The sequence below is a fragment of the Paenibacillus sp. VMFN-D1 genome (assembly GCF_003386155.1).
Lineage (GTDB): Bacteria > Bacillota > Bacilli > Paenibacillales > Paenibacillaceae > Paenibacillus_AQ > Paenibacillus_AQ favisporus.
Map to the genome: position 1 here is coordinate 336,253 of NZ_QRDU01000004.1, position 21,527 is coordinate 357,779.

Annotated in this window: 16 protein-coding genes; 7 read left to right on the forward strand and 9 right to left on the reverse strand. The window is 55.7% G+C overall.

Translation table 11 applies throughout. From position 1 onward, the window contains the following. Window positions 1-67: 67 nt before the first annotated feature. Entirely contained in the window at window positions 68-1,456 is a 1,389-nt protein-coding gene (gene fumC / locus C7820_RS25405) for a class II fumarate hydratase (RefSeq protein WP_076171931.1), read from the reverse strand. 236 nt (window positions 1,457-1,692) lie between these two features. On the opposite strand from fumC, the gene C7820_RS25410 reads away from it, so the two are divergent. Both C7820_RS25410 and C7820_RS25415 read left to right on the forward strand, forming a co-directional pair. Beyond that, window positions 1,693-2,952 carry an alkaline phosphatase gene (locus tag C7820_RS25410; protein ID WP_116233401.1) on the forward strand — a complete coding sequence of 420 codons (1,260 nt, stop codon included), beginning with the start codon at window positions 1,693-1,695 and terminating at the stop codon, window positions 2,950-2,952. A gap of 171 nt (window positions 2,953-3,123) precedes the next feature. Further along, window positions 3,124-4,563 carry an amino acid permease gene (locus C7820_RS25415; protein WP_116233402.1) on the forward strand — a complete coding sequence of 480 codons (1,440 nt, stop codon included), beginning with the start codon at window positions 3,124-3,126 and terminating at the stop codon, window positions 4,561-4,563. Here C7820_RS25415 and C7820_RS25420 read toward each other — a convergent pair. The 3 genes from C7820_RS25420 to C7820_RS25430 all read right to left on the reverse strand — a co-directional run bounded on the left by C7820_RS25420 (window position 4,505) and on the right by C7820_RS25430 (window position 7,519). Further along, a complete protein-coding gene (locus C7820_RS25420) occupies window positions 4,505-5,134 on the reverse strand; it encodes a LysE family transporter (protein ID WP_116233403.1) in 630 nt (209 codons plus the stop codon). The two genes, C7820_RS25415 and C7820_RS25420, sit on opposite strands and share 59 nt — an antisense overlap. 192 nt (window positions 5,135-5,326) lie before the next feature. Continuing rightward, entirely contained in the window at window positions 5,327-6,871 is a 1,545-nt protein-coding gene (locus tag C7820_RS25425; protein WP_116233404.1) for a DHA2 family efflux MFS transporter permease subunit, read from the reverse strand. A 12-nt stretch (window positions 6,872-6,883) separates the two neighbouring features. After that, window positions 6,884-7,519 (reverse strand): HlyD family secretion protein, encoded by a 636-nt coding sequence (locus C7820_RS25430; RefSeq protein WP_116233405.1) that lies wholly within the window; start codon window positions 7,517-7,519, stop codon window positions 6,884-6,886. Window positions 7,520-7,698: 179 nt separating this feature from the next. On the opposite strand from C7820_RS25430, the gene C7820_RS25435 reads away from it, so the two are divergent. The 3 genes from C7820_RS25435 (at window position 7,699) to C7820_RS25445 (ending at window position 9,835) form a co-directional block, all read left to right on the forward strand. Beyond that, window positions 7,699-8,247: an NAD(P)H-dependent oxidoreductase gene (locus C7820_RS25435; protein WP_116233406.1), complete on the forward strand. Its 549-nt coding sequence runs from the start codon at window positions 7,699-7,701 to the stop codon at window positions 8,245-8,247. Between the two features lie 10 nt (window positions 8,248-8,257). Beyond that, entirely contained in the window at window positions 8,258-8,662 is a 405-nt protein-coding gene (locus C7820_RS25440) for a hypothetical protein (RefSeq protein WP_116233407.1), read from the forward strand. A 168-nt stretch (window positions 8,663-8,830) separates the two neighbouring features. Continuing rightward, window positions 8,831-9,835, forward strand: a complete 1,005-nt coding sequence (locus C7820_RS25445) for an alpha/beta hydrolase (RefSeq protein ID WP_116233408.1) — start codon at window positions 8,831-8,833, stop codon at window positions 9,833-9,835. Between the two features lie 194 nt (window positions 9,836-10,029). Here C7820_RS25445 and C7820_RS25450 read toward each other — a convergent pair whose 3' ends face one another. Genes C7820_RS25450 through C7820_RS33575 form a run of 3 tightly spaced genes read right to left on the reverse strand, consistent with a single transcriptional unit; the run spans window position 10,030 to window position 14,063 of the window. After that, the gene (locus C7820_RS25450) at window positions 10,030-11,877 is read right to left on the reverse strand and encodes an ABC transporter ATP-binding protein (protein WP_397334220.1); all 1,848 of its coding nucleotides are present in this window, start codon (window positions 11,875-11,877) and stop codon (window positions 10,030-10,032) included. Further along, window positions 11,861-13,606 carry an ABC transporter ATP-binding protein gene (locus C7820_RS25455; RefSeq protein WP_116233409.1) on the reverse strand — a complete coding sequence of 582 codons (1,746 nt, stop codon included), beginning with the start codon at window positions 13,604-13,606 and terminating at the stop codon, window positions 11,861-11,863. The genes C7820_RS25450 and C7820_RS25455 overlap by 17 nt, the downstream gene beginning before the upstream one ends. Window positions 13,607-13,616: 10 nt before the next feature. Beyond that, window positions 13,617-14,063, reverse strand: coding sequence for a hypothetical protein (locus tag C7820_RS33575; RefSeq protein ID WP_181909196.1), 447 nt, complete (start codon window positions 14,061-14,063; stop codon window positions 13,617-13,619). 334 nt (window positions 14,064-14,397) lie between these two features. Between C7820_RS33575 and C7820_RS25465 the strand changes: the two genes are divergently transcribed. Continuing rightward, on the forward strand, window positions 14,398-15,468 hold the full coding sequence (locus C7820_RS25465; RefSeq protein WP_116233410.1) for a LacI family DNA-binding transcriptional regulator: 1,071 nt from the start codon (window positions 14,398-14,400) through the stop codon (window positions 15,466-15,468). Between the two features lie 191 nt (window positions 15,469-15,659). Here the strand turns inward: C7820_RS25465 and C7820_RS25470 are convergent, their stop codons facing one another. After that, on the reverse strand, window positions 15,660-16,652 hold the full coding sequence (locus tag C7820_RS25470) for a glycoside hydrolase family 113 (RefSeq protein ID WP_397334221.1): 993 nt from the start codon (window positions 16,650-16,652) through the stop codon (window positions 15,660-15,662). Between the two features lie 254 nt (window positions 16,653-16,906). Continuing rightward, complete coding sequence (locus C7820_RS25475; protein ID WP_258875406.1) at window positions 16,907-18,751, reverse strand: LTA synthase family protein; 1,845 nt, start codon at window positions 18,749-18,751, stop codon at window positions 16,907-16,909. A gap of 501 nt (window positions 18,752-19,252) precedes the next feature. Between C7820_RS25475 and C7820_RS25480 the strand changes: the two genes are divergently transcribed. Then, a complete protein-coding gene (locus C7820_RS25480; RefSeq protein WP_116233412.1) occupies window positions 19,253-21,460 on the forward strand; it encodes a methyl-accepting chemotaxis protein in 2,208 nt (735 codons plus the stop codon). The last annotated feature ends 67 nt before the right edge of the window (window positions 21,461-21,527 follow it).

Here is a 21,527-nt window from a genome sequence, read left to right on the forward strand (position 1 = left end):
AATAAAAAAGTCGAGCAAGGTTCAGAGAATCCTGACCTTCACTCGACTTTTTTGCTTCTATCCCAAACTATTCCTTCGGATGAATCATTTCCTCCGGACGCACGACCGCGTCGAACTGCTCTTCGGTGAGCAGGTTGCTCTTCAGGGCCGCTTCTTTCAGCGTCAAGCCTTCCTTGTGTGCCAGCTTGGCGACCGCGGCGGCGTTTTCGTAGCCGATATGCGGATTGAGCGCCGTCACGAGCATGAGCGACTGATTCAGGTTGCGCTCGATGACTGCGCGGTTTGGTTCGATGCCCACGGCGCAATGATCGTTGAATGAGCGCATGGCGTCGCCCAGCAGGCGGGCGGACTGCAGGAAGTTATAGATGATGACCGGCTTGAACACGTTCAGCTCGAAATTGCCTTGGCTCGCCGCGAAGCCGATCGCCGCATCGTTGCCCATAACCTGGCAGACGACCATCGTCAGCGCTTCGCTCTGCGTCGGGTTGACCTTGCCCGGCATGATGGAGCTGCCCGGTTCATTGGCCGGGATCGTCAGCTCGCCGATGCCGCAGCGCGGACCGCTGGCCAGCCAGCGCACGTCGTTGGCGATTTTCATGAGATCAGCGGCAAGCGCTTTCAGCGCGCCGTGAACATAGACGATCTCGTCATGGCTCGTGAGCGCGTGGAATTTGTTTTCCGCCGATGTGAACGTTTTGCCGGTCAGCTTGCTGATATTGGCTGCCGTCATCTCGCCGAACTTCGGATGGGCGTTAATCCCGGTTCCTACCGCGGTCCCGCCGATCGCCAGCTCGCGCAGGGATTCCAGGCTGCTGCGGATCATGCCTTCGCTTTTCTCCAGCATCCGGTGCCATCCGCTGATTTCCTGGCCCAAGGTCAGCGGAGTCGCGTCCTGAAGGTGGGTCCGGCCGATCTTGATAATATCCATAAACTGCTCGCTCTTCGCGCGGAAAGTCTCCTTCAGCTTCACCAGGGAAGGCAGGACTTGATCCTCCACGGCGATCAGGGCGGCAATATGCATAGCAGTCGGGAAGGTGTCATTGGAGCTTTGCGACTTGTTGACGTCGTCGTTCGGGTGGATACGCTGGTCGCTGCCTTGTTCCTGAAGCAGCTGGTTCCCCCGGTTGGCGATGACCTCGTTAACGTTCATGTTGGACTGGGTGCCGCTTCCGGTCTGCCATACGGCGAGCGGAAAATGATCGTCCAGTTTGCCGGCAATCACTTCGTCGGCCGCTGCGACGATAGCGTCCGCTTTCTCTGCATTCAGCTTGCCGAGCTCTTTATTGGCGAGAGCTGCGCTTTTCTTGAGGATAGCGAATTCACGGATCAGCTCAAGGGGCATTTTCTCCGTGCCGATTTCAAAATTTTCAAAGCTGCGCTGGGTTTGCGCCGCCCAAAGCTTGTCCGCCGGAACCTTAATCTCGCCGATGGTGTCTTTCTCAATTCTGAATTCCAATTGTGTTTCCTCCTTCTCCACTTCTATGAAAAATAGGTCTTCCTGATATGAAATATATCATAATCCGGGGACCAGAAGAAAACAGATTTCACCCGAAGCCAGTTTGAGCCTGTCCGGCCCCGAACCCCGTGCCTTTTTGTAAAGATGAAATACATTTTACAAACTCCGCCATCCCGTTTAACAATCGGCTCCTATAATGGGGACATGCTAGAATCCTTTAAAGGAGTGAATGATGAATGAAACGCAGTAAACGTCTGGTTCAAACCGCTTTCTGCCTGAGTGCGGCGGCAAGTTTAATCTTTACGGGCTCGGTCAGCGCCCAAGGAAACCCGAAAGCCCCATCGCCCAATGCGGGCAAAGCCAAAAACGTGATCCTGTTTGTCGGTGACGGCATGGGCACCGCAGCTCGCGATGCCATCCGTCTGAGCACCGTTGGCGTTAACGGCAAGCTGCAAATGGACGATATGCCATATGTTGGACTTCTTCGCACCCATTCCACAACTACGGTTACCGACTCCGCTGCAGCGGCAACGGCGATCGCCAGCGGCGTGAAGACTTACAATGGAGCCGTCGGCGTGGACGCCAACAAAAAACCGGTCAAAACGCTGCTTGAAATCGCCAAGGAGAAGGGCAAATCCACGGGTCTGGTGACGACGAGCCAAATTACCGACGCAACGCCTGCAGCATTTGCATCCCATGTGGAGGACCGCTCGAAGCAAAGTGATATCGCCAAGCAATACTTGGAGAAAAAAGTAGACGTGCTGCTGGGCGGCGGTGAGGACTTCTGGTATCCGCAAGGCACGCCGGGGCCGCATCCGGACCAGCCTGCTGAAGATCCGTCGGAAGGCAGCAAGGGCACTCAGGGCAACCTGGTGGAGAAAGCCAAGCAGCTCGGATATCAATTTGTAACGAACAAAGAGGAGCTGAGCAAAGCGAAGAACGGCAGAATTCTCGGCCTGTTCGCCAATGAAGAAATGTTCCAGCAAAGAGAGGAAGGACAAGGCGACCTGTACAACCCGACGGTACCGCTTGTGGATATGACGAAAAAGGCGCTCGATACACTCTCTACGAATAAAAAGGGCTTTTTCCTGATGGTGGAGGAAGAAGGTACGGACGAAATGGCGCATGAAAATAACGCCAAGCTGACGATCAAAGCTGGCCAGGAGCTGGATAAAGCGGTAGGCGTCGCCAAGGAATTCGCGAAAAAGCATCCTGACACGCTGGTGCTTGTGCTGGCCGACCATGAGACAGGCGGCCTGACGATCGAAGAGCCGGATGACAAGGACGAGTCCGGAGACGGCATCTCGAAGGAAGACGGTCCGTTCGCCATCGCGAACTCGAAGAATCAGTTCTATGTGGACTGGACGACTTCCGGCCACTCCGGCGTGGACGTGCCGCTGACGGCTACGGGCAGCGGAGCCGAGCTGTTTGCAGGCGTCTACGAAAACACGTATGTGCATGATGCCATTTTGAAAGCTTGGGGAATCAAGAAGTAACGAATCGTAAAAGGAATCATAAATCTATTGTTGCAAAGCCGCAGTTTGCAGGATGACAAAAGTCCCTGCAGCTGCGGTTTTTTGGTATTTCGGGGCCCGCCATAAAGTACATAAGATGTCACCTCCAGGGGATGATAACAGGGTTCGACCAATACGTGGAGGGAATCATTTATGGCACAGAATCAAGGATCCCAGACGAAAGAAAAGAAACTGAAATGGTGGCAGCTGTCGCTCCTCGGGGTGGCCTGCACGGTCGGTACGGGGTTTTTCCTGGGCTCTCATATTGCGATTGAGATCGGCGGCCCTTCCGCGGTCGTTGCGTACGCCCTGGCAGCGTTCGGGGCCTATCTGGTCTATGACAAGCTGTCTCAAATGACAGCGGAGGACCCGATGGAGGGCTCGTTCCGCTCCTATGCCAAGAAGGCTTTCGGCCGGTGGGCAGGGTTCAGCAGCGGCTGGGTGTACTGGTCGTCGGAGCTGCTTATTATGGGGAGCCAATTAACGGCACTTGCCCTGTTTTCGCGCTTTTGGTTTCCGCAGGTTCCGATGTGGTGCTTTGCGGCGGGTTATGGTGTTCTCGGGCTGCTTATCATTTGGATTGGAACCAAGGGATTCGAGCGAATGGAGAACATTTTTGCCGTGCTAAAAATTGCGGCGATCTTCATGTTTATGGTCATTGCCATTCTTGCGGTATCCGGCGTACTCCCGACCAAAGCTCACGGTCCTGCTTTTCCGCGGGATTGGATACCGGGCGGGCTCACAGGATTTTGGGCAGCGCTCATTTTTGCTTTTTACGGATACGGGGGACTGGAAGCGTTGGGTCTGATGACCATGAGGCTGAAGGAGCCCAAAGACGCGCCGAAGGCTGGCAAAGTGATGCTGCTGCTGTTAGTGTCCATCTATGTCATTTCCATCGGACTGGCGCTTATTCTCGAGCCATGGAAATCCTATGCCGCCGAGGAGAGCCCGTTTGTGGTGGCCCTTGTCGATTATAAACTGCCGTTTGTGCCGCATTTGTTTAATGCGGTCCTCATTATTGCCGGCTTCTCGACGATGACGGCCTCGCTGTTTGCGGTCACGACGATGATCGTCACGCTGGCCAGCGACGGGGACGCACCGTCCTTTTTCATCAAGGGCAAGAAGAAGGAAGGCAAGAAGCCCCTGCCGGCCATCGGTCTGACGGCTGTGGGGCTTCTCGCTTCCGTGGTATCCGCTCTGCTGATGCCGAAAAGCGTATATGAGTACATTACGACGGCCGCGGGCATGATGCTGCTGTATAACTGGATGTTTATTCTCGTCACGTCCGGCAAGCTGCTGGAGCTGACCGGATGGGGCAAAGCCAAGCGGTATATCGGCATGGCGCTGATCGCCCTGACACTGATCGGAACGCTGTTTCATAAAATCAGCCGGCCCGGTTTCTTCATCAGCCTCGGATTTATCGTCGTGATTGGCTGTGTTACGCTGGTCATGCGCCATTTCTGGAACAAAACCGATGGGCCGAAGAAGGGCTCGTACGATACCGAAGAGCACGCAGAGTCTGGCCCAAGAACGATCAGGACCCGAACAAAATTCGGTATGCCTCGTATCCGAAGTAGAGGCCGAATCCGATAAGCGAAATGCCGGAAACGACCGAAATCGCGCTGACCAGGCGCTGTGTGAGCACCCGCCGGAACATGCTGGCCACGAGTGCCATCAGCACATCCCACAGCATGAGGCCGGCCATGATGGCACAGCTGTACAGGAACACCTCTTTGGCTTCATACTTGGCGATCATGTCGGCGAGAACCGACCCGTAAATCCCCATCCAGAACAGGATAGACAGCGGGTTAGAGATGGACATGATAAAGCCGGCGCTGAAGGATTTTACATGCGATTCATTGCTGCTGCGGGTTTCCATACCCGCTTTTCCTGCGGTCAGGAGGCTTTCTACGCCGATATAAGTCAGGATAAAGAAGCCGAACAGCAGCAGAAACGTTTTCATAAAAGGGATGTTAAGAAAATGAATGACCCCGAAATACACAAGCAGCATAAATATTCCGTCGGCCACCATGGCCCCGAGGCCCACCAGCCACGCGTGTAAAAAGCCTCCACGCAGCCCGCGGTCCATCTGGGCCGCATTGATGGGACCAACCGGAGCGGCCAGGGAAAGGCCAAGCAGGAAATGGCTGATCCATACACTCATTCAAAGAAAACCCCCTTCATCGGTCTGTCGCATTGTTACATCCTATGTGAAGGGCCCTGCTTGTACGACTAAAAAAGCAAATCTTGTCCGAAAAATAAAAGAGCCGTTATCCCATGCGGGATAGCGGCTTTGTATATGTACCCCAAATCATGAGGTCCAATATCGATGGTGCTGCGCTTTGGGTCTAGAAGCTTAGGGCTGCTTGGCCGGGCTGCCGGCCCGTTTGCCTTTGCGCGCCCGGCGCAGGAAGAGGGAAAAGAACAAGGCGGCGATGGCGAACCAGGTCGCCACGATAAAGGCGTCATTGATGCCGTTGATGCTTGCATTCGACGACACCAGCCCCAGCACCGACTGCAGTGCCAGCGATACGCCGGTTTCGGCGGGAACCCCTGCGGTGGTGGCAACCTCCTGCCCAAGTGCAGCGATATCCTGCATGATGAACGGATTGTCTTCGTTATAGAGCGTGGACGATTCCGCGATGTGAAAAGTGGTCCGCGTCGACATCACCGTCACCAGCAGCGCGGTCCCGATCGACCCGGCCACCTGCCGCATCGTATTGGACATCGCCGTTCCGTGGCTTCCGAGGTAGTAGGGAAGCTGGTTGAGTCCCTCGGTCTGCACCGACATCATGATCAGTGACATGCCGAAGCTGCGAATCGTGTAAAGCATCATCAGATGCGAGTACGACGTAGCGTCGGTCAACCGGCTGAATTCAAAGGTCATGACCGCGGTGATGAGCAGCCCGATAATGGCCAGGGGCCGTGCGCCGATTTTATCGAAAATCGCTCCCGAGATCGGGGACATGATCCCCATCAGGATCGCCCCTGGCAGAAGGAGCAGACCGGACTGGAGCGGGGTGAACCCGCGTATATTCTGGAGGTAAATCGGAAGCAGCAGCATCGCCCCGAACATCGTCATGTTGACGAGGCCGCCGACGACCGTCGAAACCGAGAAGATGTCGTATTTAAACACGCGGAAATCGAGCATCGGCGAGTCCATGTTCAGCTCGCGCACGATAAACAGGATGATAAATATGGCGCCAACAATCAGCGAGCCAAGCACCGTAAAGCTGGTCCAGCCCTTGTCTCCGGCGGAACTGAACCCGTACAGCAGGATCCCGAAGCCCAGGGTAGAGAAGACCACGCCCCAGAAGTCGAATTTCGGTTTGGTCAGGCGGTTGATGTTTTTCAGCCACTTCAGGGCGAACAGTATATCAAGAACGGCCAGCGGAATGACCATGAAAAACAGGATCCGCCACGTATAGTGCTCCACGATCCATCCCGATAAAGTCGGTCCGATCGCCGGTGCGAACATCATGGCAATCCCCATCATGCCCATCGCGGTTCCGCGTTTTTCGGGCGGGAAAACCGTCAGGAACACGTTCATCACGACGGGCATAATGATCCCCGCCCCGCTGGCTTGTACAACGCGGCCGAACAGCATCAGCGGAAAGTTGGTGCTGACGGCGCAGAGCACCGCCCCGATGGTGAATAGGCTCATGGCCGTAATAAAGAGCACCCGGGTCCCGTAGGACTCAATCAGAAAAGCCGTGACCGGAACGAGCACGCCGTTCACCAGCATGTAGGCGGTGGACAGCCACTGCACCGTCGTTGCGGACACGTTGAAATCATTCATCAGGTGGGGGATCGCCACATTCAGCAGCGTCTGGTTCAGGATGGAGACGAACGCCCCGAGCATGAGCACCGTCAACGTCCGCCCCAAGTGTATATTTTCCATTAGACAAGCCCCCTAAATATGGATTCGGACGGTCGCATTCATGCCTGGAACGAGCCCGAGGCCTTTATATCCTTCAATGGTTACGACGATAGGGATAACTTGCGTCACTTTGGTGTAGTTGGCGTTGGAATTGGTCGTTGGAAACAGCGAGAACGTAGACGCGGTAGCCAGTCCGATTTGATCGATCTTGCCGGTTAGCGTCGTATCCGGAAAAGCATCAACGTAGACGTCGACGGTTTGGCCGACCTTGATTTTATCCAGCTTGGTTTCTTCAATATTGGCTGTAACCCACAGGTTGTTCAGGTTGAAGGCTCTTGCCAGCGAGGTTCCCGGGGATACAAAAGAATTGGGAACCGCTGTTTGCTGAACGATGGTGGAGTTCACAGGGAACGTAATATCGACCCGGGTACCTCCGGAAGTGACGCTTCCTACGACATCGCCTGAATTGTAATATTTACCGACGGATCCGTTCCAGGTCGTAAGCTTGCCGGCCGCTGGTGCGGTGATGGATACCCCTTGCCCGGTGACCTGGGCGTTGTCGGTTTTAATGTAGTTGGACGTCTGGTTGTAGTAATAAATGGCCGCGCCGCCCAGGACGAGCACAATGATGACGACTACAACGTTGACCAGCAGTGCACGCGAATTCATATAAGCATGATCCCTCCTAAAGTTTGCTTCCTGGTTATCGATTGAAAACAGATATCCAAGAGCATCTCCTAATTGCCCCATTCATATTCAGCAGAGGAATTTCCCGGATCGCCGCTCGGATAAAGGAACGCCGCCCTGGGGATAAATAAGAAATCCAGTTGATGAAAGGGGAGTTAAACATGAAAGTGTACGTGGTTTACGACAGCGAAAACGGCCACACGGAAGCCTTGGCGCGTTCCGTATGGGAAGGGGCTAAAAGCGTAGACGGGGCTGAGGCAGAGATCGCTCACGTCAATGAAGCGGACATTTATAAACTTGAGGATATGGACGCTATCGTATGGGGGTGTCCGGGACATTTTGGAACGATCAGCTCAGGACTCAAAAATTGGATTGACCGGCTTGGCTACCTGTGGGCGCAGGGCAAACTGGTCAACAAAGTCGGGGCGGTGTTCTGCACGACGGCAACTGTGCACGGAGGGGTGGAATCCACCATGATCAACCTGCTGACGCCGATGCTTCACAACGGCATGATCGTCGTCGGTCTTCCCGGAAACATACCGGAGAACGCCCTGTACGGATCGTATTACGGCGTGGGCGTGACGTGTCCCGTGGAGCTTTCGGATGACGATCCCAAAAACCTGCCCGGCGAAAACGACCTCGCCCTGGGCCGAGCATTAGGCAAGCGCGTAGCCGAATTGGCCGGACGGTTCTCCTCGGCAGCAAGGTAAGGTACAGGCTATGATTATTGCCTTTATCGTTTTGGCTGTCCTCGCCCTGGTTTTTCTTTTTATTTACAATGCCCGGATGTCCAAGAAAACAGCGAAAAAGCAGGCAAAGGAACCCGTCCAAGAAACGGCGGAGCCAGCTGCTCATCTTGAACCTGTGAAGGCGGAGGGACCGCCGCCGGCAACCACAGGACCGGTGACCTCTGAACCGGTAAGAAGACCCGAGCCGGTGCCGGTGACAACCCGGAGGCCGCAGGCTGCAGAGCAGCAGGGCGACCGGGCTTACCGCGATGCTCTCCGGCAGTTCGCCGGAGGCACGCCGGCCAAGGAGGAGGAGCCGCCCGCGCCAAAGCCGGACTACAGTACGGACAACGCCTACCGGGAAGCGCTGCGGTCGATGGCGAAGAACAAAAAGTAGCACGATCCTGCAGCACAGCGAACAGCCGCTTTCGGTGATGGACCGAAGGGGCTGTTTTTGCGTGACCGAAAGGAACGGACGCGGAACTGCCATTGTATGCCGTGCTGCGGAATGTTATTTTATACATATCCAATATTCGCCTAAGACCGGGAGGGAAAGATCACCATCATGTTCACCGCCGTATGGGTCGCCATCATTTGCCTGGCCGTGATCGTTTTGCTGCTGGCCGCGGCAAGTGCTTATTTTTATAATGTGGGCATCAAACGCAGCACGAAGGAGTTTTTGGAAGCCGATCCGGCGCTGGTCAAAGAAGAGCACCCCTGGGAGCTTGAGGAGGAGTGGCTCCACAGCCAGCCTGTTGAAACGTTGGAGCTGACGTCCTCGGACGGAATTGCCCTCAAAGGATATTTCATCCCCGCAGCCACGCCTGCCCGCCAAACCGCCATCGTCGTGCACGGCTATTCCAGCCAGGGCCGGGAAATGGGGGCTTTTGCTAAGCTGTACCATGAGATGGGCATGAACGTGCTGATGCCGGATAACCGGGGGCACGGCCAAAGCGGAGGGAATTACATCGGGTTTGGCTGGCCGGACCGCAGAGATATTATGCGGTGGATCGGCACGGTCAGTGACCGCAGCGGACCCGGGGCGGAAATCATACTGCACGGTGTATCCATGGGCGGAGCGACGGTGCTGATGGTAAGCGGGGAGGAGCTCCCCGGGCAGGTGAAGTGCATCGTATCGGATTGTGCCTACACGTCAGTGCGTGACATTTTGACCCATCAGCTCAAGCAGATGTATAAGCTCCCGCCATTTCCGCTGCTGCCGGCAACCAGCCTGATGTGCAAGCTGCGGGCAGGATACTCCTTCGGAGAAGCCTCAGCGTTGAAGCAGGTCGCCCGGACGAAGCTCCCGATTCTCTTTATTCACGGGGACCGCGATACCTTTGTTCCATACGCGATGCTGCACCGTCTTGTGGATGCCGCGGCAGGAGATAAGGAAGTCTATGTGGTTCAGGGGGCTTCGCATGCGAACGCTTATTTTGTGGACAAAAAAGAGTACGAACGAAGGATACGCCAATTTATTGGGCGTTATATCCGGTTAGGAGAGGGGACGGAAAAGGAGATGATTCCCGAACCGGAGCCGCAGGCTGTTTTGACCCCTGTGGAGGGTTAAATCCTGACCTGACAACATCGTTCATCCAAAGAACTCCGGAAGCGCCTGTGAAGGCATCCGGAGTTTTATTTAAGAGATCAGAAAGTATAAATTTCGGAGCTTCTGCTTCCTGATCTCGCAAGAAAAACTTCCTTTAGACGCGGTCTGTCTTCTTTGAAGGTACGTCGATAGACGTTTTTCTTATACCCACTAAGTTATATCGCCCGCTGAAACTGGCTGGTATACAAGTCATAATAAAAACCTTTGGCTTCCAGCAGTTGATGGTGGTTCCCCTGTTCGGCAATGCGTCCGCCGTGGATGAACAGAATCCGGTCCGCATCCTGAATCGTGCTCAGCCGGTGAGCGATGACAAAGCTGGTCCGTCCCTTCATGAGCGTCTGCATCGCTTCCTGGACATGCATTTCGGTCCGGGTATCGACGCTGCTGGTGGCTTCGTCCAGTATGAGGATGGCCGGATCGGCGAGGATCGCCCGGGCGATGGTCAGCAGCTGGCGCTGGCCGTGGCTGAGATTGCTGCCCTCGGCGGCCAGGATCGTATCATACCCGTCCGGCAGACGGGATATAAAGCGGTCGGCATTCGCCAGCCTGGCAGCATGTTCTACTTCGGCATCGGTCGCATCTAGCCGTCCGAACCGGATGTTTTCGCGGATGCTGCCGGAAAAGACGTAGGCGTCCTGGAGGACGATTCCCACCTTGCTCCGCAGGCTGTCTTTATCCATATCGCGGATGCTCACCCCGTCGATGCAAATGTCGCCTTGGTCGATCTCGTAGAACCGGGTCAGCAGGTTGATGATCGTCGTTTTGCCTGCGCCCGTCGGGCCGACGAGGGCGATCATCTGGCCGGGCTCGGCGGTAAAGGATACGTCCTGCAGCACCGGCGTTCCCGGTTTATAGCTGAAAGTTACATTCCGGAACTCGACGCTGCCCTTCACCTCTCCAAGCTCCGCGACGGCCCGCTTGTGGTCTTCGGCATACTCGGTGTCGAGGTCGAAAATCTCAAATACCCGCTCGGCACCCGCAATAGCGGACTGCATCAGGTTGAACTGGTTGGCCAGTTCAGTGATCGGCCGGCCAAACTGCTTGGAATAGTTCAGAAAGCTGACGACGATGCCGACGGAGGTGTGCCCTTTTAACACCATCCAGCCGCCGGCTGCCGCGATCAGGGCGAAGCTGAGGTTGTTCACCATGTTCATGACCGGCCCGACCATGCCGGAGGCGATCTGCGCACGGATGCCGACCTGATTCAGCTTGTGATTGATCTTCTGGAACTGCTCGACCGCGACAGGCTCCCGCCGGAACAGCTTGACGATTTTCTGCCCGCTGACGGTCTCCTCGATAAAGCCGTTGAGCTCGCCGAGATGCTGCTGCTGGGCTTTGAACAGCTTTCGGGTCAGCCGCGTGATCTGGCGGGTGGCCACGAGGACGAGCGGAATGCTGATGAGGCTGACGAGCGTAAGGGGCAGGTTGAGCTTCAGCATGATGACCAGCGACCCGAACAGCGTAATGATGCTGTTCAAGAGCTGCGTTACGCTCTGGTTCAGCGTGTTCGACACGTTCTCGATGTCATTGGTCGTTCGACTCATCAGCTCTCCGGTCGGATGGGTATCAAAAAAGCGCAGCGGCAGCTGCTGGTATTTATCGAACAGGTCCTGGCGGAGGGCTAAGACGGTGCGCTGGGAAACGGCCGTCATGACGTACACCTGAATCCAGGAAACGACGCTGCCCAGTGCATAGATGCCGATCATCAGCAGGCAGAGCGACCAGAAGCCGTCATGCTCCTTCGGCATAATGAAGCGGTCGATCGCTTTGCCGAGCAGGAAGGGGCCGATCAGGGAAATGACCGCGCTGAGAATGGTCGTAACGTATACGATAATCAACTCGAACCGCTGGCGGCTCAGATAGGCCCACAGTCTTCTGAGGGTAGCACCAGCCTGCTTGGGCTTGGCTTTCTGCATGACCATGTTTCGGCCGGGTCCATGGCCCATCATGGGAGGGCCCCCGCGGCCGGCTTCAGCGCCGGCGGGTTTAGTTGGCTGCGGCATGCGTATCTTCCTCCTTCCGCTGCGAACGGTAAATATCCTGATAGATCGCGCTGGTCCGCAGCAGTTCTTCGTGGGTCCCCCGGGCGGCAATGGAGCCGTTCTCCAGCACGAGAATCTGGTCGGCCTCCATGACCGAGCTGATCCGCTGCGCGATGATGATGTTGGTGCTGCGGTTCATCAGCTCCTTCAGCGCTGCCTGGATGCGCGATTCCGTGCCGACGTCGACCGCGCTCGTGCTGTCATCCAGGATGAGAATCCGCGGTTTAACGAGTAGCGCGCGGGCGATCGACAGGCGCTGCTTTTGCCCGCCGGACAGGTTGACGCCTTTTTGCCCGATCACGGTCTCATAGCCGTCCGGCATCTGCATGATAAAATCGTGGGCCTGAGCGGCCTTGGCCGCCGCGGTCACTTCCTCCAGCGGAGCGCCGGGCCGGCCGTAACGGATGTTATCCAGCACCGTGCCGCTGAACAGCACGGACTGCTGCAGCGTCATGCCCACCATCCCGCGCAGGATGTCCAGCGGGATGTCGCGGACATCCGTGCCGCCGATGAGCACGCGGCCGCCGGTGGCGTCATAGAGCCGCGGGATCAGGTGCACGAGCGAGGATTTGCCGGATCCGGTTACGCCGAGAATGGCGGTCGTCTGTCCCGGTTTGGCTGTAAAGCTGATCCCGCTGAGCACCGGATCGGCATGCGGATGCTCCCCGTAACCGAAGGATACATTCTCGAAGACCACGTTCGCGGCCGCCGGTTCCTTGGCCTGGGCGCCGGTGGGATTGATAATGTCCGGCTGCGCGTCAAACACTTCCTGCACCCGGGCCGCGGAGACTCTGGCCCGGGAGATGAAGGTCAGCATGTTGCTTACCATCAGCATGGCGAACAGGAGCTGGGTCACGTAATTGATATAAGCGATCAAATCGCCGGCGGGAAGGGATCCGCCGCGGGTAAGGGCGCCCCCGTACCAGAGCACCGCCACGATGCTCAAATTCAGGATCAGCGTCATGACCGGCATGTTCAGCCCCAAGAGCCGGTTGGCCGAGATGGCCTCCTTCGTGTATTCGCCGTTGGCGCCGGCAAAACGCTTGCGTTCATAGCCTGCGCGGACGAAGGCCTTGACGACCCGAATGCCGGCGAGGTTCTCCTGCAGGACGCCGTTTACCTGGTCAAGCTTCGACTGAACCCGGCCGAACAGCGGAAAAGACTTCCGGATCAGCAGCACCAGAAAGACGACCAGGACAGGGATCGATACCGCCAGGACCAGCGTCAGCCGGGGGCTGATCCAGAGGGCCATGATGAGGCTGCCGAGGAACAGCAGCGGGGAGCGGATGCTCCGCAGGATCATCTGGACTACTGTCTGCAGCTGAACGACGTCGTTTGTCAGCCGGGTGATGAGCGATCCGGTCTTCAGCTCGTCCAGATTGCGGAAGGAAAAGGTTTGTATTTTCCGGAACAGATGGTCCCGGAGATCGGTGCCAAAATGCTGAGAGGCATAAGTTGAAAAGACGGTGCACCCCACGCCGCCAAGCAGCCCGACTACGGCAACCCCGATCATCAGAAGACCCGTTCGCTCGATGTACGCAAGGTCGCCGGGGACAACTCCTTTATTAACGATGTTCGCCATCAGCGCCGGCTGCAGCAGGTCCATGGATACCTCAAGCAGCATCAGCAGCGGAGCCAGCAGGGCCGACACCTTATATGGGCGAAGGTAGGATATCATCAGTTTCCACATGGGCGGGACCTCACTTGGTATCAGAATCGGCTGCCTGCGCCTGGCCTCCCGGCGAAGAACCCGGGGCTTTGCCATCTCCCGTTTCGCGCAGCTCGAACGTATGAATGTACTCCTGGATCATCTGGTCAACGGCCTTCAGCTCACCGGTAATGACCTGCTGGATCGGCTGGAACTCGGGCTGGCTCAGCTGCTGCATCAGCGTGCTGCGCATGACCTGCATACGCTCCAGAAACATCAGCACGCGGCCGCGCCGAAACGTCTGGGCGCTCTGAAAGCTCCGGCCGCCCTCATCGTCGCCGTGATGCTCCCTTTTGCCGCGCCGGCCGTGGTCGTGGTGCCCGTGTCCGCGGCCCCCGCCGTGCCGGTCGCCTCGCTCCCAGCGGCCGCCCTCCAGTATCCGGGGATCAGCAGCTAATTCCGGCTGCCGGCCGGCCTCGTTGTTCATATCTTCTTTCATTGACGTCACTCCTTAGAATTAATAAATGTGTATACGTGTAATGTTGTTTGTATACAAATGTATACGATTGTGTAATGAGAGTCAATTGTTTTTACCCTAAATCTGGAAAAGTCCGGCTTTCACTGTTCTTCGTTATCGTCTCTATATAATGCCGGCGTCCATTTTGTTATAATGTTGTTGATTCTGCAGACTAACAAACATGGTTCCAGAAACGGCTGTATCCGGACCCGTAGTATCACTGGCGTCTAAACCGCCTTGGAAGCAGCATGCCCGATGCAGCCCTTTACAATATTCGTAACATGAATGACAGTTTATTTGAGGTGAAATAGAGACGATGGCCAAAAAGATTACGATGCAGCAAATCGCCGACCATCTGGGCGTATCGAAGTTCGTTGTATCCAAGGCGCTGTCCGGTAAGGGCGGAGTCAATGAAATGACCCGGGAACGGGTGATCCAGGCTGCTTCCCAGCTCGGGTATTTTTCGCAAAAGAAAGCCTATATGAGAAGCCCCCGCACGGAACCCAACACGCTTAAGCGCAGCGGTGCCAAGCATTCCGTGATCGTGCTGATGCCCAATATCCGTTTTCAGAACAGGGAATCGCTGTACTGGGGCAAGATTATGGAGGGAATTTCGATCAGCCTCGAGGAACGGGGACTGGGCATGGTGATCATCTCTGAGCAGAACGTGGACAACTTTGTCAGCCTCCTGAATCCGGAAGGGATTCTCGGACTCATTGGGGTCGGGGAAATTTCCACGCCGCTGCTGCTGGAGGTGCACCGGATGGGGCTGCCGATCGTGCTGGTCGACATGGAGGATCCGCTCATTCCGTCCGACACGGTCTTTGCGAACAATATGGATGTGATGGCCCGGCTGACGACCCACCTGATCGGCATCGGCCATCAGCGGCTGCAGTTCATCGGAAACGACCGGTATTCGCGCAGCTTCCGGGACCGCTCCATCGGCTACCGGACGGCGCTGGATGAGCAGGGGCTGCCGAGCCAGGAAGGGCTGGTCATTCCGCTTCCCGATTTGGAGAACGGCAGCTTCGAGCCCGAGATCCGGTCGTGGATCTCGCGGAGAATCAAATCCAAATCGCTGCCGACCGCACTGGTCTGCGCCAACGATGCGATTGCGCTGACGGCCCGGGATATCCTGATCGAGCTTGGCGTGCGGGTTCCGGAGGAGGTGTCGGTCTCCGGATTCGACAATATCGCCGATGCGGCCAAGGGCAGTCCGTCCCTGACCACCGTCCATGTTCCGAAGGAGGCGATGGGCCGCCGGGCTGTCGAGAAGCTGCTCGAACGAATGGACAAGGCGGATACGCCTCTGGAAAAAATCCTGCTCGCCGGCGATATCGTCTACCGCGATTCCACGGCGCCGGCGCCGGATGGCTCCGGGAGCTGACTTCACGGCAGGTACGATACAATCTCAGCCAGTCATAACAAAAAGCATCCCGCCCAACAGGCAGGATGCTTTTTATCGATAAAGGAAGTTCCAAAGTTTCCGGAGAGTGTACAAGGTTGTCCGTATGTACGGACTGAAGACGTTGAAATCGCGAGGCTCTGTCTTCCTGTGCGGTGCGCCCTTTAGATCGCTTATTGCTGGGCAGGCAGTCCACCGAGCTCGCGGATTTGTGCCTTGTAATGATCGCGGATGAGGCCCTCCGCCATTTTTGCATAAGGGCAGTAATCATCATTCCCGGCGGCATCCTCTGGTGCATACAGTGCTGCCGGCCAGTCCCACAGCATAAATCCTCCCACCCATGAACGGCTGGCGCAGGCTTCAAACATCCGCTCATAATAAGCGGCTTGTTCGTCCTCGTTTGGATCTCCGGGCAGTCCCCAGTCGTTTGGAATCCGGCTCGAACCGGTCCGGCTGGGACATCCCGCCTCCATAAAGAAGAAGGGCTTGCCGTGCCGGCGGACGACCGGCTCAATGCGGTCCAGCTGCTCTTCCCAGCTGTCGATCGGATAATAGCCGCTGGATGAAATGACATCCACTGCATCCCACCAAGCCACCTGACCTTCCTGATATTTGTCGCAGTTATAGGTAATGATGCCGGAGTATACTTGCCGAACCTGGCGGATGAGCTCGCGCCATTCCCGTTCCCTGCGGTCGGTCTGCACCATCTCGCACCCGATGCACAGCATTTCGCAGCCGGTTTCCTCGGCCATAGCCGCATAGTGCAGCATAAACCGGGTATAAGAGTCAAACCACTCGGACCATTTCGGTTCACAAGGCACGTCAATATCGAAAAAGTTAATATGGGCCCGCCAAGTTCCGTCGGCGCAGTTGACGACCGGCTTCAGGCAGACGCGCAAGCCGAGACGCTTGGCGGAGGCAATCGCATGGCGAACCTCTTCATCCGTTACGGTCGGTTCTTCCGCAAAATGGATTTCCGTCGAATGGGCCGTATCCTGCAGGGCCGCAAAGGTGACGGCCGTCCAGTTTACGCCGAGGCGTTTTACCATTTCCTCCATCGAATGTCCGGCCTCAGGGGTGTCCCATGTGCCCCGGATGCCGGTCCATCCCCAGGTCATGCCGCCGATATATCCTTCCAGCAAGTTATTGCGCATTAAATTCACCATGTGCACCTCTTCTTGTGTTATTTTGTTAGTGTATTCCGTCATTTAGTTATGATAACTTTATATACTTGTTATAAACAAAATAAGCCTGAAGATCAAGTGTGCGGCTGAGGAAATATGATGATTATAGGTAGTCTGAACGTGTTGGAGTGGAGAAAGGATGTGTGGGAGGTAGATAACACAATGATAACAACGAAAAAAATAAAAGCCCTGCCCGTAATTGTACAGGCAAGGCTTGATATGCATGAGGCCATTCTTTATTTAAGCGGCTGCTGATTCACGTAGCTGTCGGACAGGTTCAGGAGCTTAAGTGCCCGGTTATATTCGTCTTCCGTAGTGCCGCCGTCCACCGAGGTCCGGCCGCTCAGCGGGTACTGCGCTCCATCCTCGTATCCGGCTCCCGACACGAAGAGCGCATTGTCGGTCAGGAAGGAACCGGTCGGCAAATAATAACGCTCCGGAATCAGATTATAGCTCTGATTTAAGAGATCCTGTCCGAAATGAATATGGTCTTTGACGGAAACGCCCGTCAGATTGGCGACCGTCGGCAGGATGTCGACCTGTCCGCCCACGGTGTTATTCACTTCCGGATGTTTGATCGAGCCGCCCGCCAGAATCAGCGGGATGTTAATCATATCCGAATAGGAATATTCATGTCCGTAAATTTCCTTCATCAATTCTTTATCATCACGATCCAGGGAGTACAGCGGCAGTCCCATGTGATCCCCGTAGATGACGATGAGGCTGTCGTCCCAGAGACCGTTAGTCTTCAGTTCATCGATAAACTGGCCCAGCGCATAATCCGCATAATTTTGGGCGCGGATATAATCCCCGACGAACGTACCCTCGTACCGCTCAGGCAGCTGCATGTGGTATTTTCTCTCCGGAATCGTAAACGGATGATGCGCCGACATCGAGATGACCTGGGCATAGAACGGTTTGTCTTCCTGGTCCATTTCCTTCATTTTCGCGGCAGTCTTCTTGTACAGCACTTCGTCCGATGGGCCGAAGAAGAAGGAGTCTTCGTCACCGAAGAAGGACTTGTCGTAATAATGCTGGAAGCCAAGGGACGAATACAGCTCCCCGCGGTTCCAGAACTCTACGTCGTTCGTATGGAAGGTCGCGGTCGCGTAACCGTTGCTCTCCATCAGCCTCGGCAGGCTCGGCAGCTTCTTGTCGACATAGTTCTGCGTGGCTGCCCCGCTCGGCGGAACGTAGAACGAGGTGTTCACGACGAATTCGGCATCCGATGTATTGCCTTGGCCGACCATTTGGTTGAAGTTCGGGAAGTAGTACTGCTCTTTGGCCAGCTTGTTCATATTAGGTGTAATTTCCTGGCCGTCGATCTTCAGGTTGATCAGGAAATTCTGAAACGATTCCAGCTGGATAATGATCAGGTTCTTGCCTTTGGCGTCCCCGAAATGCTGCGGCTGATCGGTCTTCTTAATGCCTTTGAGCTCATCGATCGAAGCCTGGGTAATGCTGTTCAACGGAACGATGTCCTCTTTCTTCTTGGAGAAAATCGTATACGCTTCATAATTCAAAATGCCCATTTGCTGGGCTTTTTTGATCTCGTTCATGCTGGCCCGGTTCGGAACGATATTAAACAGGCAGATCACGAGGGACAGGATGAACAGTACGGTAACGACGCTCCGGCGGGCCCGGCGGCTGGTCTGATCCTTCCATTGCCGCGCTTTACGGCCGCGCACCATGATGATAAAGATCACGACGATGTCGGCGTAGATCAGCAAATAGTAAGGGTCCATCAGTGAAAAGACACTGTTGCGGACGGCCGTAACCTGGTTGACCTGCTCCAGGGCATGATAAGTCGCGATGACGCCATAGTATTTGAAGTACATAATGACGGCGAAAAAGATCGTGGTCAGCAGCAGGTTGGCGATGACATAAGCGCCGAATTTCCGCTTGCCGGCAAACCACTCAATCAGACAGAATACGAGCCAAATAAACGGAATTTCGGTAATGATGGGCTTCCAGGGCATCAGGTCATTAAACGTAACGGCCCATGCCAAATACCCCTTTAAAAGTAAAAGAATGGTGAATAAGACAAACGGTTTTCGCAGAAATTCACGAAGTGAAGACACGTTACCAACTTCCTTCCTTTTAATAACGGGCTGACTGGCTGATCTAAGCCGGGCAGCTGAGTATATCGCGCGAAAAGCTGGATGATTGCGCATAAAATTGAATATCCTGCGGTTGCTTGAGCCCTTTTGTCGCATGGAATCGAGGGCAATAGGTTTATTATGCCTTTGGCTCAGAAAGATGTCAAAAGGCGAATCCTTGTCATTTCTAGTTATCATTTACCATATTGGGAAGTAAATGAACCGCTTCCGCCGCTCCTCTGAACCATTCTTTGAAAACGTCCGGATTTCCGATCCGCCGGATGAAGGCGGACTGAGCTGTAACACTACGACACCCCGCTAAACACTGCAGTACACTGCTTATTTCCCACCGGTCAATAACCCCCTAAAAACTGTAAAATATTGTGTTGAACCGGGGCTGCATTTTAGGTAAAATGTGCGAAAATCATATTGTGTTAAATAATTTAACACATGATGTAATGTTCACTGAAGGGGTTGAGGGGGATGTTTGACTGGCTTGGCTTTAAAACAGGTTTGCCACTCTGGTGGTCGTACCGGTTAAACCGTCATTTGAAGGAGGATATCGAAAACATTTTTGAGGGAATCGCCCAGAATCGTATACAAATATTAGAGAGCTGGGTTACGGAGTATTGGTCCCATTTGGAGCGCTTGAGTATACAGCTTGGCCCAAACTTCGGCCATATCGTCCAGGATCCTGCCGGGGCTGCTGCATTGGAGCCGCTGTTCGCTTCCTATATGAAGAGGGGTGCCGATTTCTCGGAGATTTTCCTGATTCGTGACGACATGAAGGTGGTATACTCCACCCATCCGTCCCGCATTGGGGCAAGCTGCAGCCGGGAGGGCCTGATCGAGCCGGGTCTGAAGTATACGCTGCAGGGGAGTCCTTGCCTGTTCGGTCCCTATTCCGACCCGGCCACATTAGAGGTCGGCCCGAGCACTTCGGCGTTTCACGACGCGATGACGCTGATGTTTATTTTGCCGGTCATGAATGACGGTGAGTGGAAAGGGGCACTGTGCGGCCGGGTTCCAAACGATGTCCTGGGTGACTTGATCCAACGGGAGCAGGGGCATGTGTATCCCGATTCAGGCGATAACTACATTTTCATGGCCAAGCCGGGACTGAACAAGAACATTGCGCCCGGAACGGCGCTGTCGCGGAGCCGCTTCGAGGACTTTACCTTTACGCACGGCGATAACCTGAAAGAAGGGGTTCGGACCGACTACGGGACGGTTCAGGTAAAGAACCATACCGAGCTGGAGCTGGTGTTCAAGGACCCCGCCACAGGAGAACTGCATCCTGGAGTGGCGAACACGATACAGAATGGAAGCAATCTGTTTGTAGAGTTTCCGGGGTATTCGGACTACCGGCACATTCCGGTGATCGGTAAAGGGGTTACCTTTCAGCTTCCGCATTGCCCGGACGTATGGGGGATGATGTGCGAAGGGGATTTGGAGGAAGTGTACCGCTTCCGGAGCTTCGGTTGGAAGATGAAGAAAATGCATCTGATGACATGCCTGGCGGGCGTGGTGCTGAACGGTCTTCTATTCGGCCTGCTGGCCTGGAGTCTGCCTCCGGTCACGGGGCTGATCGCGGTTCTGGCGGCAAACCTGCTGTTCGGCTGGATCGCGGTCTCGGTTCTTGAACGCAGGGGGACGCGGCGGACGGCGGAGCATTTTCGCAGCCTGAGCCGGTTCATCCGAATCAATGCCGAAGGCAAAGGGGATTTGACGCAGCGGCTGGACCTGCGCGAATTTGCGGATGACGAGGCCAAGGAGCTCGGCAAATGGGTAAACAGCATGATCGATGCCCTGGAGGGCATCATGCTGCAGGTTAAGCAGGCGGCGCAGGACGTTCAGGACAGTCAGCATGTGCAGCATGCAACGGCCCAGTCGACCGCCAACTCGACGGAGCGGGTGAGCGGGAAGGTTCACAGCATGATCCGCGGCATCCGCGGCCAGTTGAAGGATATTGACGTGGCCAAGGACGTGTCGGTGGAGATGAGCGTTAGTCTGCGGGAAATCGAGGAGGCGGCCGCTCAGCAAATTGCGGTGGCGCAAAGCGAAGTGCAGCATATCGGCGACAAGATGAAGCAAATTCAGGATAAGGTGGAGGAGAGCCACCGGACTATTCGGACGTTTATGGAAACGACGCGGGATATTGCCGGCCTGCTGACGGCCATCGAGAACATTTCCAAGCAGACCAATCTGTTATCGCTGAACGCATCAATAGAAGCGGCGAGGGCGGGCGAGCACGGTCAAGGCTTCTCGGTAGTGGCGGGGGAAATCCGCAAGCTGGCCGAGCTTACCCGGCACTCCACCGAGCAGATCCAACGGACGCTGCGGCAGATCGGCGGGCAGGTGGAACGGGCCTTTGCCTCCATGGACGAAGGCAGTCGGGCAGTGGAGGAGGGCACGAAAATCGTCGCTTCGGCCTCTGAAATGCTGGGACAGGCTGGCAATCAGGACAGCCTCAAGACCAAGATGGTCGGTGAAGTGGTAGGCATCATGGAAAAGGTAGCCGCCGTCAGCATCGAAAACCGCAGCATATCGGCAGAGGTGGAAGGCACCCTGCAGGAGCTGCAGGAGGACATGCAGCATGTTCGGGGCACATCGGAAAGTGTGGAGTCCATCACCGGATCGCTGCTTCAGCTTGTCAACCAGTTCCGCTTGACCGAGACGCGGAGAAGATAGCGGGAAGACGGTGGCGTCGCATAACCTGCTGCTGCCGGATAAGTTCATTAGACAAAGCTCGTGCCTC

Excerpts from the sequence above, each read along its gene's own strand:
- C7820_RS25480 (WP_116233412.1), top strand. The coding sequence starts at position 19,253 with ATGTTTGACTGGCTTGGCTTTAAAACAGGTTTGCCACTCTGGTGGTCG.
- C7820_RS25435 (WP_116233406.1), top strand. The coding sequence starts at position 7,699 with ATGAAAGTGTACGTGGTTTACGACAGCGAAAACGGCCACACGGAAGCC.
- C7820_RS25425 (WP_116233404.1), bottom strand. The coding sequence starts at position 6,871 with ATGGAAAATATACACTTGGGGCGGACGTTGACGGTGCTCATGCTCGGG.
- C7820_RS25410 (WP_116233401.1), top strand. The coding sequence starts at position 1,693 with ATGAAACGCAGTAAACGTCTGGTTCAAACCGCTTTCTGCCTGAGTGCG.
- C7820_RS25445 (WP_116233408.1), top strand. The coding sequence starts at position 8,831 with ATGTTCACCGCCGTATGGGTCGCCATCATTTGCCTGGCCGTGATCGTT.
- C7820_RS25430 (WP_116233405.1), bottom strand. The coding sequence starts at position 7,519 with ATGAATTCGCGTGCACTGCTGGTCAACGTTGTAGTCGTCATCATTGTG.
- C7820_RS25450 (WP_397334220.1), bottom strand. The coding sequence starts at position 11,877 with ATGCCGCAGCCAACTAAACCCGCCGGCGCTGAAGCCGGCCGCGGGGGC.
- C7820_RS25415 (WP_116233402.1), top strand. The coding sequence starts at position 3,124 with ATGGCACAGAATCAAGGATCCCAGACGAAAGAAAAGAAACTGAAATGG.
- C7820_RS25465 (WP_116233410.1), top strand. The coding sequence starts at position 14,398 with ATGGCCAAAAAGATTACGATGCAGCAAATCGCCGACCATCTGGGCGTA.
- C7820_RS25455 (WP_116233409.1), bottom strand. The coding sequence starts at position 13,606 with ATGTGGAAACTGATGATATCCTACCTTCGCCCATATAAGGTGTCGGCC.
- C7820_RS25420 (WP_116233403.1), bottom strand. The coding sequence starts at position 5,134 with ATGAGTGTATGGATCAGCCATTTCCTGCTTGGCCTTTCCCTGGCCGCT.
- C7820_RS25470 (WP_397334221.1), bottom strand. The coding sequence starts at position 16,652 with ATGGTGAATTTAATGCGCAATAACTTGCTGGAAGGATATATCGGCGGC.
- C7820_RS25440 (WP_116233407.1), top strand. The coding sequence starts at position 8,258 with ATGATTATTGCCTTTATCGTTTTGGCTGTCCTCGCCCTGGTTTTTCTT.
- C7820_RS33575 (WP_181909196.1), bottom strand. The coding sequence starts at position 14,063 with ATGAAAGAAGATATGAACAACGAGGCCGGCCGGCAGCCGGAATTAGCT.